Annotated in this window: 10 protein-coding genes; 5 read left to right on the forward strand and 5 right to left on the reverse strand. The window is 60.5% G+C overall.

Features of this window, described 5'->3' with window-relative positions:
- Positions 1–57 precede the first annotated feature (57 nt).
- Positions 58–1,905 carry a tetratricopeptide repeat-containing diguanylate cyclase gene (locus ACTG1K_RS06150; protein WP_440004953.1) on the forward strand — a complete coding sequence of 616 codons (1,848 nt, stop codon included), beginning with the start codon at positions 58–60 and terminating at the stop codon, positions 1,903–1,905.
- A 141-nt stretch (positions 1,906–2,046) separates the two neighbouring features.
- On the opposite strand, the gene ACTG1K_RS06155 is transcribed toward ACTG1K_RS06150, so the two are convergent.
- Positions 2,047–2,700, reverse strand: a complete 654-nt coding sequence (locus ACTG1K_RS06155; protein ID WP_440004954.1) for an SDR family oxidoreductase — start codon at positions 2,698–2,700, stop codon at positions 2,047–2,049.
- Positions 2,701–3,129: 429 nt separating this feature from the next.
- On the opposite strand from ACTG1K_RS06155, the gene prfC reads away from it, so the two are divergent.
- Positions 3,130–4,719: a peptide chain release factor 3 gene (gene prfC / locus ACTG1K_RS06160; protein ID WP_425855509.1), complete on the forward strand. Its 1,590-nt coding sequence runs from the start codon at positions 3,130–3,132 to the stop codon at positions 4,717–4,719.
- A 251-nt stretch (positions 4,720–4,970) separates the two neighbouring features.
- Here the strand turns inward: prfC and ACTG1K_RS06165 are convergent, their stop codons facing one another.
- Positions 4,971–5,882, reverse strand: coding sequence for a bifunctional helix-turn-helix transcriptional regulator/GNAT family N-acetyltransferase (locus tag ACTG1K_RS06165; protein ID WP_425855497.1), 912 nt, complete (start codon positions 5,880–5,882; stop codon positions 4,971–4,973).
- A gap of 139 nt (positions 5,883–6,021) precedes the next feature.
- On the reverse strand, positions 6,022–7,218 hold the full coding sequence (mdtH, locus tag ACTG1K_RS06170) for a multidrug efflux MFS transporter MdtH (RefSeq protein ID WP_440004955.1): 1,197 nt from the start codon (positions 7,216–7,218) through the stop codon (positions 6,022–6,024).
- Between the two features lie 92 nt (positions 7,219–7,310).
- On the opposite strand from mdtH, the gene ACTG1K_RS06175 reads away from it, so the two are divergent.
- Positions 7,311–8,204, forward strand: a complete 894-nt coding sequence (locus tag ACTG1K_RS06175; protein ID WP_159158194.1) for a LysR family transcriptional regulator — start codon at positions 7,311–7,313, stop codon at positions 8,202–8,204.
- Between the two features lie 32 nt (positions 8,205–8,236).
- On the opposite strand, the gene ACTG1K_RS06180 is transcribed toward ACTG1K_RS06175, so the two are convergent.
- Positions 8,237–10,012 carry a M4 family metallopeptidase gene (locus ACTG1K_RS06180; RefSeq protein ID WP_440004956.1) on the reverse strand — a complete coding sequence of 592 codons (1,776 nt, stop codon included), beginning with the start codon at positions 10,010–10,012 and terminating at the stop codon, positions 8,237–8,239.
- A 346-nt stretch (positions 10,013–10,358) separates the two neighbouring features.
- Between ACTG1K_RS06180 and ACTG1K_RS06185 the strand changes: the two genes are divergently transcribed.
- Together ACTG1K_RS06185 and rimJ are read left to right on the forward strand one after the other, a co-directional pair.
- The gene (locus tag ACTG1K_RS06185; RefSeq protein ID WP_440004957.1) at positions 10,359–10,913 is read left to right on the forward strand and encodes a GNAT family N-acetyltransferase; all 555 of its coding nucleotides are present in this window, start codon (positions 10,359–10,361) and stop codon (positions 10,911–10,913) included.
- Positions 10,913–11,464, forward strand: a complete 552-nt coding sequence (rimJ, locus tag ACTG1K_RS06190; protein WP_440004958.1) for a ribosomal protein S5-alanine N-acetyltransferase — start codon at positions 10,913–10,915, stop codon at positions 11,462–11,464. The genes ACTG1K_RS06185 and rimJ overlap by 1 nt, the downstream gene beginning before the upstream one ends.
- A gap of 62 nt (positions 11,465–11,526) precedes the next feature.
- Here the strand turns inward: rimJ and ACTG1K_RS06195 are convergent, their stop codons facing one another.
- Positions 11,527–11,775: a hypothetical protein gene (locus ACTG1K_RS06195; RefSeq protein WP_005340533.1), complete on the reverse strand. Its 249-nt coding sequence runs from the start codon at positions 11,773–11,775 to the stop codon at positions 11,527–11,529.
- Positions 11,776–12,053 lie beyond the last annotated feature (278 nt).

The raw sequence follows: 12,053 nt of genomic DNA on the forward strand, positions 1-12,053 counted from the left end.
TGATGATTTTCCGGCATCGGCTTGCCCGATGATCTTTCCCATTGATCCGGAGTGTGTATGAGCCGACTTGCCTTGCTGCTGTTGCTGGCGGTGTTCGGGCTGGCAGCCAAACCCTTGTCCCCCGAGCAGTTGGAAAATGAACTGGGAGGGATGGAGCGGGTCTATCAGCCGATCGAGTTGCTGCGCGAGCGTGTTGCCCGTTTGCAGCGGGACGGCAACGCTTATCCGCCGTCGCAGCAGATGCGGATCAGTCGTCTGGCTTGCTGGGCCCAATCGGCCGATGACATGCAGGAGTCCCGTACTGCCATCGCCAATGCGGAGCGAATGCTGGCCATTGCGCGCGAGCAGGGTGATGACGCCGCCGTGGCGGAGCTGACGATTTGCCGCGGCTGGTTCAATCAGCTGCTCGGCGAGGTAGCGAAGGCTCGTCACGATTACGATGAGGGGCTGCGGCTGGCAAGAGAGGCCGCCTTGCCAAAGCTGGAGGCGCTGGCGCTGGCCCGCCGGGGGGCCATGCTGTCTTTTCAGGGGGTCTCAGGCCAGGGGCTGATGGATCTCACCAAGGCGCACAATATCTATGAGCAGCTGGGGTTGCCCACCTGGTATCACCAGGCGCAGCTCGAGATTGCAGCCACATTTCGTCGTATGGGCCTCTACGCCGAAGCGCTCGCCACCCTCAACCGGTTGAGCGAGCATTTTGCCAGAAGTCACGACGGGTTTGGCTCGGCAAGGCTAAGTGATCAACTGGCGATGGTCTATCTGCAGACCGGGCGTTATCAGGATGCATTGGGCGAGCTTGAACGCAGTGCGGCCTTTTATAATCAGCCTCAATATCTGATTGAGCATGCCGAACGCATGGTAATGCAGGCCGAGGCTCTGCTCGGGCTGAATCGCCCCGCTGATGCCGGACGCTTGCTGGCACAAGCGGCGAAGGTGCTCTCTCCCGACGTTGCCCCCATCCTCCATGCGCATCTCGAGCTGGTGCGGGCGAGGTTGAGAGTCGAAGAGCAGGAACCGGCGCCAGCCTTGCGTGCGCTTGAGAAGATTGAGCCGATTTTGAAGGTGGAAGGGCACGTGCGCTTTTTGCTCGAGCTCTACTGGGTACGCAGTCGGGCGCTTGAGTTGCAAGGCGATTATCCGGCGGCGCTGGCTGCATTGCGGGAGCATCTGGTGCAGGAGCAGCGGCTCGATCAGCTGTTACGGGAACAGAGCACGGCCTGGGTTCGCGGCGAGTTCGAGCTGGCCCGTCAGGAGGGTGAGAACGAGCGACTGCGAGTCGAGCAGCAGTTGCAGCAGCAGGAGCTGGAGCAGGTCAAGGAGCGTCGTTTCTGGCTGCTGGTGGTGATGGTGCTCTGCGGGGTACTGGCGCTGCTGACGATGGGGTGGCTGCTTGATCGCAACCGTCGGATGCGTCGTCTGGCCTTTACCGATGAGCTGACCGGCATCAACAACCGCCGTCGGGTGCTGCGGCAGGGCAGCGATATGCTGGCGCTGGCTCGCAGGCAGGGCACGCCATTTTGTCTGCTGGTGTTCGATATCGATCACTTCAAGCGGATCAACGATACCCTGGGCCATCATCAAGGAGACAGGGTGCTGCAATGGGTCTCTCGGGCGGCAGATCGTCAGCTGCGGCACCAGGATCAGTTGGGACGTACCGGCGGAGAGGAGTTCTTGATCCTGCTGCCGGATACCAGCCTTGAAGAGGCGTGCAGGGTGGCTGAGCGGATCCGTCACACGGTGGCCAACCGGGCGTTGCCCGGTATGTCATACCCGGTAACCATCAGTATCGGGTGTGCCTCTCTGCGAGACGATGATCAGGATCTGGCGGCCTTGATCCAGCGTGCTGACAATGCGCTGTATCGTGCGAAAGAGGCGGGGCGCAACCGGGTGGAAACAGATAACTGACGGGCTGGGTATTGTCATTCACCAGGGTGTCATCGCTATTCGGGAGCACACTGATACGGCGATGATGCTCGCCCCCTGCGCTCGTTCTTGCCTGCGATGACAGATTGGCAAGCGCGAGCGCAGAAGACCGTCAGAAGGGCGTTATGCCCAGGCGCTGCCGCCATTGAGGTGAAGCACCTCACCATTCATGTTGTTATTGCTCATCAGGAACAGCGCGGCCTGCGCATAATCCTCTCCCTCTCCCAAGCGTTTCAATGGCAGGCTTTGCGCCACGGCAGCCACTTTTTGTGGGTCATTGCCCAGTGCTTTAAGCAGCATGGGAGTGCGCATGGGGCCCGGGTTGATGACGTTGATCCGACGGGGGGTCAGCTCGTTAACCAGACTGTGAGCCAGCGTTTCAACCGCGCCAGCTGCAACGGCAGGGAGTGCCTTACCCAGTTGTGGGCGGCGCGTCACCATCCCGGACGTGAGCACGATGGAGCCGCGTTCGGACAGTTTGGGTGCTGCGGCGCGGATCGCATGAACACTTCCCCAGAAGCGGCTGTCCATGTTGATTTTCAAATCCTCGATGGCAGCGGTGAGAAAGCTGCCTGGTCGCATGACGGCGGCGGTGATGACGAGATGATCCAGCGAATCCAGCTGGTTGAAAAAGTGATTGACGGAGTCGACGTCGAGAATATCCAGTTGATGGCCACTGGCACTTGGGCCCAGTTCAGCCAGTGCAGTGGCAAGCTGCTCACGGCTGGAACCGCCGATAATGACGATCTGTTGATTGTGCAGGGTGGAATGTTTCATGTAATGACCTCTCCATTATGTAGATACGATTTACATATTTGTAGCTGGATAGGGAAAGTCCAAGTATGAAAATTTATCAAGAGTGGTTGTTGCTGGCATGGGGAGGGGGCCAACTCCACGTAGTCCGGATGCTGCCATCCGATTCGGAGTGTTTGATTTTCTGTTCAGTTGGAACCTGTGGAATGGCTGGGCGGCCAAATTATCATCTCTTGTCAGGCTGGGTATTTTTCACTCGCGCGGGTATAATGTCGCGCAATTTTGCTTTGACTCAGGCGAGAAGACCCATGTAACGCAACCCTCCTCCCTCTCTCCACCAGGTTGGCAACACGCCAGCTGGCGTGGCTTTCGTTGCGTATACATGTGCCGTGAGCGGCATTCCGGATTTATTCCCACGGTGGCTGATGCCACCGCTCAATAGAAGAACGTTGAATTATGTCAGCTGAATTTCTGAGTGAAGTCTCCAAGAGACGCACTTTTGCGATCATTTCGCACCCGGATGCGGGTAAAACCACCATCACCGAGAAAGTCCTGCTGTTCGGACAGGCCATTCAGCGCGCCGGTACCGTCAAGGGCCGTGGCTCGGGCCAGCACGCCAAATCCGACTGGATGGAGATGGAGAAGCAGCGTGGTATCTCCATTACTACCTCGGTGATGCAGTTCCCCTATGCCGACTGTCTGGTCAACCTGCTCGACACCCCGGGTCACGAGGACTTCTCCGAAGATACCTACCGTACCCTGACGGCGGTCGACTGCTGCCTGATGGTCATCGATGCCGCCAAGGGTGTTGAAGACCGGACCCGCAAGCTGATGGAAGTGACCCGTCTGCGTGATACCCCCATCCTCACCTTCATGAACAAGCTGGACCGCGAAGTGCGCGATCCGATGGAAGTGATGGACGAGGTGGAGCGCGAGCTGAAGATCATGTGCGCCCCCATCACCTGGCCTATCGGCTGCGGCAAATCCTTCAAGGGTGTCTATCACCTCTACAAGGATGAGACCTATCTTTATCAGAGCGGTCAGGGCCACACCATCCAGGAGAAGCGGGTGGTCAAGGGGCTGAACAACCCGGATCTGGATGCCGCCGTCGGCGAAGATCTGGCCCGGCAACTGCGTGACGAGCTGGAGCTGGTGCAGGGCGCCTCTCCCGAGTTCGATCACGATGCCTTTATCGCTGGCGAGATGACCCCGGTCTTCTTCGGTACCGCACTGGGTAACTTCGGTGTTGACCACATGCTGGATGGCCTGACTGACTGGGCGCCGTCTCCCATGCCGCGCAAGGCCGAGAGCCGCGAAGTGGTGGCGAACGAGGAGAAGTTCTCCGGTTTCGTGTTCAAGATCCAGGCAAACATGGATCCGAAACACCGCGACCGTATCGCCTTTATGCGTATCGTATCAGGCACCTACAGCAAGGGCATGAAGATGCGCCACGTGCGTATCGGCAAGGATGTGAACATCTCCGACGCCGTGACCTTTATGGCCGGTGACCGTGAGCAGGCGGAAGACGCCTTCGCCGGTGACATCATCGGTCTGCACAACCACGGCACCATCCAGATCGGTGACACCTTCACCCAGGGTGAAGATCTCAAGTTCACCGGTATCCCGAACTTTGCACCGGAACTGTTCCGCCGCATCCGCCTGCGCGACCCGCTCAAGCAGAAGCAGTTGCTCAAGGGGCTGGTCCAGCTCTCTGAAGAGGGTGCGGTGCAGGTGTTCCGTCCGCTGATCAGCAACGATCTCATCGTTGGTGCGGTCGGTGTGCTGCAGTTTGACGTGGTGGTTTCTCGTCTGAAGAGCGAGTACAACGTCGAGGCCATCTACGAGGCGGTCAACGTCTCCACCGCCCGCTGGGTGGAAGGGACCGACGTCAAGAAGTTCGAAGAGTTCAAGCGCAAGAACGAGGTCAACCTGGCCCTCGATGGCGGTGACAACCTCACCTATATCGCGCCGACCATGGTCAACCTGCGCCTGGCCCAGGAGCGTCACCCGGACGTCGAGTTCCGCCAGACTCGCGAGCACTGATAAGTGCTTGCCTGCTCGGCAGACAAGATAAAAGAGACCCCGCTTCGGCGGGGTCTCTTGTTTTGTGCCGTTTTGCCTGTTTAAGGAGGGATGCAGGGGGGTAATGGTTCAGCATATACCAGTCGCAAGCAGCCCTCACCCTAGCCCTCTCCCAGAGGGAGAGGGAACCATCAGAGGTCAGCCTGAAAGATCGCGGAAGTGTTTTTGCCCCCTTTTCCCCTTGCGGGAGAAGGGCTGGGGATGAGGGAGTTCTACACCAGGTCCAGCACCATGCAGATCTCGCAATCCCCGTGGCCGGTGCAGCCAAGGGGGCCGGGCAGGTGTTCAAAGCCCAGTGATTCGTAGAGGCTGGTGGCCTCGCGCAGTACCTCTGTGGTCTCCAGATAACAGCGTCGATAGCCTAAACCGCGAGCGGCATCCAGTGCCTGCAACACCAGCCGCTTGCCAAGGCCCAGTCCGCGCAGGGCGGGCATAAAGTACATCTTCTGCAGCTCGCAGACTCCCTCTTCTCCCGCCAATGGTGCGATACCGCCACCGCCGAGGATGGAACCGTCCGGCCCTTCGATGACCCAGTAACGGCTCTTCTCCCCCTGATAGCTCTGGGAGAGGGTGTCGAGATTGGGATCCGAGACCCCATACCCCTTGTCGGCGGTGAGACCATATTCGCCCGAGACGGCGCGGATCACCAAGGCGATCTGGGCATTGTCTGCCGCCGTGATGGGGCGGATCTGGTAACCCCGCTGGCGACGGGCGCGGGAGAGGGCGCTGCGATAGAGCCGCAGCCCTTGCCACAGCTGCTCCCGCTCGGGCAAGCTCAACTGCGCCAGCATCTCTTCCATCGCCCCGTCCATCTCCCGGTGCAACTCCAGCAGCATCCCCTGACCGTTGACGGTGAGGCGGGCCTCCTTGCTGCGGCCGTCGGAGGGGTGCGGGTGCCAGCTGATGAGCTCCCGCTCGGCGAGGCGGGCCAGCGGACGACTGGCGTTGGATTTGTCGATGTGCAGCTTTTCTGCCAGCTGCTGGTTGGTGGCCGGGGCGTTTTCCAGCTCGATCAGCAGGTGAGCCTCGATGGGGGTGAGGGCCAGATTGCCGCACTGTTGGGAGAGCATGCCGAGTTCGCGAACCAGATCGCGTGACAGGGCGCGCAGGGGACGGGGATCCATATCGTGGCTTCCTATTTAGTTGTGCATGACAACTAAAATAGCGTAAAAGTTGTAATTCGCAACCTTTTGCTGTGATGACTTGCAGAATATGGGGTGAGCGGCAGCCCCGTTGATTGGGCTGCCGCAGGAGGGGCTGTCGTCAGGCGGCGGCTCTGATAGCCAGCTCCGGGCGGCGGGAGAAGCAGCGGGCGAGCAGCAATATGGTGGCGACGCCTATGGTGCCCAGCACCAGCCAGGGGAGGGCCGGTTGTCCCTGTTGCAGCGAGAAGTCATAGAGGGAGCCGCCGCCCACATAGCCGGTCATGCCCCCCAGCGCCAGTCCGAGGCGGCTGAAGCCCATGTAGCTGCCGCGGGCTGTGGGGTTGGCCAGCCTGGTCATCAGGGTCTCCCGGGCCGGTTCGCAGATGATGATCCCCAGATAGAAGCAGGCCAGCAGTACGAAGATGCCGGAGAGGGTGCTGACGAAGGCGACCAGCCCGATCCCCACCGTCATCAGCAGGATACCCGCCATCAGCCGGCTCTCCAGCCGATAGCGCCGCTCGCTGAAACGGGCGATAGGGTAGAGCAGCGCCAGTGACAGCGCCGTTTCCAGGCTGTACATCCAGCCCACTGCCGTGGTGGTGCCAGAGAGCTGCTTGACCAGAATGGGGAAAATCAGCATCACCTGTACCCACAGCATGTAGTAGCCGCTCAGGATCAGTACCAGTCGGCAGAAGGCGCGATCAGCCAGCACCTGTCCCAACCCTTCCCGCATCGGGGTCGGTTTGACCGAGAGGCGGTAGGCGGGCAGCAGGGTCCAGTTGCAGAGAGCCGCCAGGGTGAAGAGCCCGGCACCCAGCAGGCAGACGTAGGTGAAGTCGAAACGCAGTAGCCAGCTGCCGAGCAGGGCGCCGGTGACGGCCCCCGCGCTCTCCAGCATCATCAGCAGGGAGATAAAGCGGCCCCGTTCATGGGGACGGGTAAACTTGATCACCAGTGCCGCCCGTGGCGGGTCGAACAGGCAACCGCCCAGTCCGGAGAGGAAGCAGGAGAAGATCAGCAGGGCGCCGCTGTCGGCCCAGGCCAGGGTGGCAAAGCCGACGGCGCGCAGCAACATGCCGGTGACGATGAGCGGGCGGGCGCCGAAGCGGTCGGCAAGCGAGCCGCCGAAGATCCCCAGCCCCTGCTGGGTCAGCTGGCGCAGGCCGAGGGCCAGCCCCACCAGACCGGCCGCCCAGCCGAGGTGATCGACGAAGCGCAGGCTGATCATCGGCATCACCACAAAGAAACCCAGGATCACCAGTGTGGTATCCAGCGCCAGAAACCAGCGTCCCCAAAACCTCGCCCTATCGACCATAACGCCCTCTCATTCACAGATACCTTCATTCTGGAGAGGGTTTAGATATAGTGGTAGACGACAACTACCTATATTTCATATCAGGATTATTTATGTCTATGGATCTGGACGATCTGCAACTGCTGCTGGATGTGGCCGAGCTGGGCAGCTTCAGTCAGGCGGCGGCCATTCGTGGCTGGTCACAGCCGCTGGTGAGCCAGCGGATTGCCCAGCTGGAGGAGAGCCTCGGGGCGCCGCTGTTTCAGCGTCATCGACGCGGGGTGACGCCGACCCGTGCCTGCGAGGAGTTTCTCCCTGCCGCCCGCTCGGCGCTGGCCACTCTGAGCGAAGGGCGGCTGGCACTACAGGGGGCGCCAGCGCTGCCTTGTATCCGTCTCTCCAGCCTGCCATCCCTCACTTCGGTGGTGTTTGGCTCGCTATTGATGGAGCTGGTGGATGAGCCGTTCGAAATCCGCTGCACCACGGATCACTCCGGCGAGATCATGCAGTCGCTGCTGACCGGGGAGGCCGATATCGGCTTTGTGCTCAAGCGCCCGCCGGTTGCTGGCCTGCAGATGGAGCTGCTCTGCTGCTCCCCTATCATCGCTATCGCCTCGCCATTGCATCCGCTGGCCGGTTGTCACGGCCTCACGCTGGAGGATATTGCCGACCAGCGGCTGGCGCCTCAGGTATGGGGGCCGGGGTGTGACGTCTTTATCCAGCAGTTGCGGCGGCTGCGGCGGGACGCCAGCCCCCTGCATGCGGTGCAGCCCGCCAGTGCGGCGCGGGATCTGGCGCTGGAACACGGGTTTATCACCCTGATGCCGGAGCTGGCTATCAAGCGGGATCTGGAGGTGGGGCGGCTGGTCAGGCTCGATGTGCGCAATCTGCCGCAGGAGCATTGGGATGTGATGATGGCGTGGCGCGGTGGCAAGCGGCCCAATCCGGCCCGGGAAACCGTGTTGGCCACCGCCCGCACGCTGGCGAAACGGTGGCGCAATGAGTAAAGCGATGCGGGACAAGGCCCGCATCGGGTGGATCAGTAGCTGGCCTTGAGGGTTACGCCACTGAACGCGGAAAACCCTGACAGCTGCACATGCCAGGTGCCCGCCTTGGGATTGGTGAACGAGCAGCTTTCGTTATTGCCCCCCTTGTAGGGACGGCAGTCGTAACTGCTGCTGGTGGGGGCGCTGCCAAAGCGGACGTAGAGGTCGGCATCACCGGTACCGCCACTGCTGCTGATTTGCAGCGACCTGGTGCCAGCCGGTACGTTCAGGGTGTAGTTGAGCTTGCCCCCCTTGCTGGCGGCGAGGTTGCTCACCGGCACGCCGTTTTGCAGCACATTGTCGCTCGGTGGCGGCGTGCTGCCGCAGCTGGCATCAACCCCGACGGTCTGGAAGGCCCGTGCCACATCCGCCTGACTGTAACCCAGATCGGCGGTCGCTCGGCTGACGCCGCAGGCCCCTTGCTGGTAGTTGGTGTTGGCGCCCCAGTAGAGGCGGTTGGCCAGCAAGAACACTTCAAATGCCTTGCGGGTGTTCCAGCCGCTGCTGGTGGCGAGCAGATAGAAGGCGCGGTTGTAGACCCCTGAGCTGTGGTGTACATCCATCCCCTCCTGATAATCCGCCGCATGGCCGATGGATCTGCCATCCCGGGTCGGATCCTCGAAGTAGCGCAGGGAGCCGTTGCCCTTGAAGATCTGGGCGCCGACCAGCCAGTCGTTGCTCCCCTTCATGTAGAACTCGGCCGCTTCCCCCGCCATATCGGAGAAGGCCTCGTTGATGCCGCCGGATTGTCCTGAATAGACCAGCCCGGAGTTCTGCTCGGTAAAGCCGTGGCTCACCTCGTGGGCCGCCACATCGAGGCTTACCAGCGGGTGGAAGGTGGTGGCGCCGTCACCGAAGGTCATCTGGCTGCCATCCCAGAAGGCATTTTCGTAATTCTTGCTGTAGTGAACCCGCATCTTCAGTTTGAAGGTGAGGGGCGCTGTGTTGTACCAGTTGCGGTACATGTCGAACACCACGTTGCCGAAGTAGTGGGCATCGTTGAGGGGCGAGTAGGCGCCGTTGATCTCCTTGACCCGGTTCTCCGGGCAAGTGAACTGGTGGATGGCGCCGCCGGAGGTGGCGTGGTTGAGGTTGATGGTATCGACGTTGGGGCTGGTCATCCGGCAGTTGTCATCCACGATGAGTGGGCCAAAGTCGGTGCCGTAGACGTATTTGCCGGTCTTGATGTTGCCCCCGGGGCCAGTGGCATCCTTGTGGTTGATCCCCTCCCAGCGTTTGAGCTCCTCACCGCTCTGGGCATCAAGAATGACGAAGGGGCGGCTTGGCTTGTCACCTTCGGCGATGAAGGAGACCTGATAAACCAGCCGGGCCAGCCCGTTCTCATCCTGCATCACGTAGAGTTTGACCTGCTCGTTGCTCCCCTTGCTGCCCGCCTTGGCCTTGCTGGCGGCATCCTGTGGAGATAGGGTGGCGGCCGGGCTTGCCACATCCTGATCGATCTGGCGCAGCATGCGTCCACTGGCCTGTTGCAGCTGGCCGTTCAGGCTCTTGTCAACCACCACCACCTGACCCATTACCGGGGTGTCGTTCCAGACCTGCTCGTAGCGGATCCGCTGCTGGCCGTTGGGCAGCTTGACCACCCGCACCTGACGAAACTCGCCATCTTCCAGCTGCAAGGTACCACTCGCGGCACTGAGGCCTGTCATGGCCCGGATGCCGTTTGCCGTTACGTTGATCTCTACCTCTTGCGCCGCCAGTGCGGCGCTTCCCCAGCAGGCCAGCGCAACGGCCAGATAAATTTTATTCATCTCTTCTTTCCTTAAATCGATGAGGTTGATAAACCGACCGAAGGTCGGGCGTTTTGAAGCTAGTGCCGGTGGGGGAAAGTGCCCCCTGTCAAAAGTGACAGCGCAGCACAAAGGAGTAGCAGGATCTGCCAAAGTGCCGTTTGGGGGCATCTATCGGCGTCATGTGGAGAGCATTATCCGGTTTCAGACACCCACCCTCCTCTTTTGAGGGAGGAGAGTACGCGCGCAGTCACCCTCTGAGAAGCCTGCCGGAGGAGGGCCTTAAAAGTGGCTGGCGCGGCCAGTGGCGATTGGCTACATTGGGTGCTGATTCGCTATTTGATCACTGATTTGAAAGGAGAATCCCATGTTTTCATGGCAGTTGGACGACGAGCTTGCGCTGCTCTTCTTGCAGCCCGATATGGCGAGCGAACTGTTTGCCCTCTGCAATGACAACCGGGAGTTCCTCTCCCAGTGGCTACCCTGGCCGCCACTGATCCAGCGCCCCGTCGACAGCGCCCTCTTCATTCGCAGTGCCATCGAGAAGTTCGCCCGCGGTGAGGGGCTCACCACTGCCATCGAGTATCAGGGGGAGGTGGTGGGGGTCATAGGTTACAACAGTATCGATCACGACCTTGGCAAGGTGGTCATCGGTTACTGGCTGGCGGAGCGCTGGCAGGGCAACGGTATCATCACCCGGGCCTGTCAGGCCCTGATCCACCACGCCTTCGAGGAGATGGGGATGGAGAAGGTGGAGATCAGCGCCGCCACCGATAACGAGCCCAGCAGAGCCGTCTGTGAGCGGCTCGGGATGCAGCAGGAGGGGGTGACCCGGCGCGCAGAGCGGCTGGGCAACCGGATTGTGGACCATGTCCACTACAGCCTGCTGCGTGACGAGTGGCTAAGACAGAGGGAGTCCTGATGGCGCTGCCACATATCAAGACGGCCCGCACCCACCTGACCATACTGTCGCCGGATCGGGCCCCCATGATGCTCGACTTCTACCGGCGCAACCGCGCCCATCTCGCCCCCTGGGAGCCGCTTCGGGACGAGCAGTTTTACACTCTCTCTTACTGGCATGCCCGGCTGCAGGACAGCTACAGCCAGTTCTTCAACGGCACCGGCGTCAATCTGGTGGCCCTCGATCCGGCTGGCGAGCGGGTGCTCGCCACCTGCAACTTCAGCAATATCCTGATGGGGGTCTTCAAGGCGTGTCATCTGGGCTATGCCATCGACCAGCAGCATCAGGGGCAGGGGGTGATGGGAGAGGTGCTGTCAGCCGCCATCGACTACCTGTTTCGGGAGCACGATCTGCATCGCATCATGGCTTGCTATATGCCTGCCAATCAGCGCAGTGGCGCCTTGCTGGAGCGGCTCGGCTTCGAGCTGGAGGGATTCGCGCGGGCGTATCTGATGATCAATGGCCGCTGGGAGGATCACATCCTCACCTCGCTGATTAATCCGGCTCCCTGATTGTCAGATAAAAAAACGGGCCCGAAGTTGCCTTCGGACCCGTCTTCGAATGAGGTGCAGGCTTAGTTGGCCTTGGCATCGCTCACTGCAGCTTCAACTTTGGTAGCGGCTTCGGTAGCAGCTTTTTCTACGGTTGCAGTCGCTTCGGAGGTGGCCTTCTCTACGGTAGAGGTGGCTTCGCTAGCGGCTTTTTCTACAGTAGCAGCAACTTCGGCGGCCGGAGCAGCAGCAGGAGCGGCAGCTTTTTCTTCTTTCTGACCGCAAGCAGTCAACATCAGACCCAGGATACCGGCTACCAGTACTTTGTTCATGTGCATTCCCTCAAAAAAAGATGGAGAGATGGTCTGTGCAACCATCACAGCGCCCACCGTTGCCCGGTATTGAAACAAGAAGCCGGGAGGCAGCAGGCGGGCGCAATATAGCCCCATTAGTTACCGATGAAAACGGATATCACAATGACATTTTTTCGTGCCGTGGATAAAAAGCTCCACTGCAACGACTGATATCAATACAAGATGCCGTCAAATGGTGCTAATTGCACAATAAAACACCACTTTGCTGCCATCTTATGGCGGTTTAACAAGGTCAA

It is taken from the genome of Aeromonas sp. 102P (genome assembly GCF_051920345.1).
Classification (GTDB): domain Bacteria; phylum Pseudomonadota; class Gammaproteobacteria; order Enterobacterales; family Aeromonadaceae; genus Aeromonas; species Aeromonas veronii.

Bases quoted from the DNA above. Each gene is read 5' to 3' on its own strand.
- ACTG1K_RS06150 (WP_440004953.1), top strand. From the start codon at position 58: ATGAGCCGACTTGCCTTGCTGCTGTTGCTGGCGGTGTTCGGGCTGGCA.
- ACTG1K_RS06155 (WP_440004954.1), bottom strand. From the start codon at position 2,700: ATGAAACATTCCACCCTGCACAATCAACAGATCGTCATTATCGGCGGT.
- ACTG1K_RS06165 (WP_425855497.1), bottom strand. From the start codon at position 5,882: ATGGATCCCCGTCCCCTGCGCGCCCTGTCACGCGATCTGGTTCGCGAA.
- mdtH (WP_440004955.1), bottom strand. From the start codon at position 7,218: ATGGTCGATAGGGCGAGGTTTTGGGGACGCTGGTTTCTGGCGCTGGAT.
- ACTG1K_RS06175 (WP_159158194.1), top strand. From the start codon at position 7,311: ATGTCTATGGATCTGGACGATCTGCAACTGCTGCTGGATGTGGCCGAG.
- ACTG1K_RS06180 (WP_440004956.1), bottom strand. From the start codon at position 10,012: ATGAATAAAATTTATCTGGCCGTTGCGCTGGCCTGCTGGGGAAGCGCC.
- ACTG1K_RS06185 (WP_440004957.1), top strand. From the start codon at position 10,359: ATGTTTTCATGGCAGTTGGACGACGAGCTTGCGCTGCTCTTCTTGCAG.
- rimJ (WP_440004958.1), top strand. From the start codon at position 10,913: ATGGCGCTGCCACATATCAAGACGGCCCGCACCCACCTGACCATACTG.
- ACTG1K_RS06195 (WP_005340533.1), bottom strand. From the start codon at position 11,775: ATGAACAAAGTACTGGTAGCCGGTATCCTGGGTCTGATGTTGACTGCT.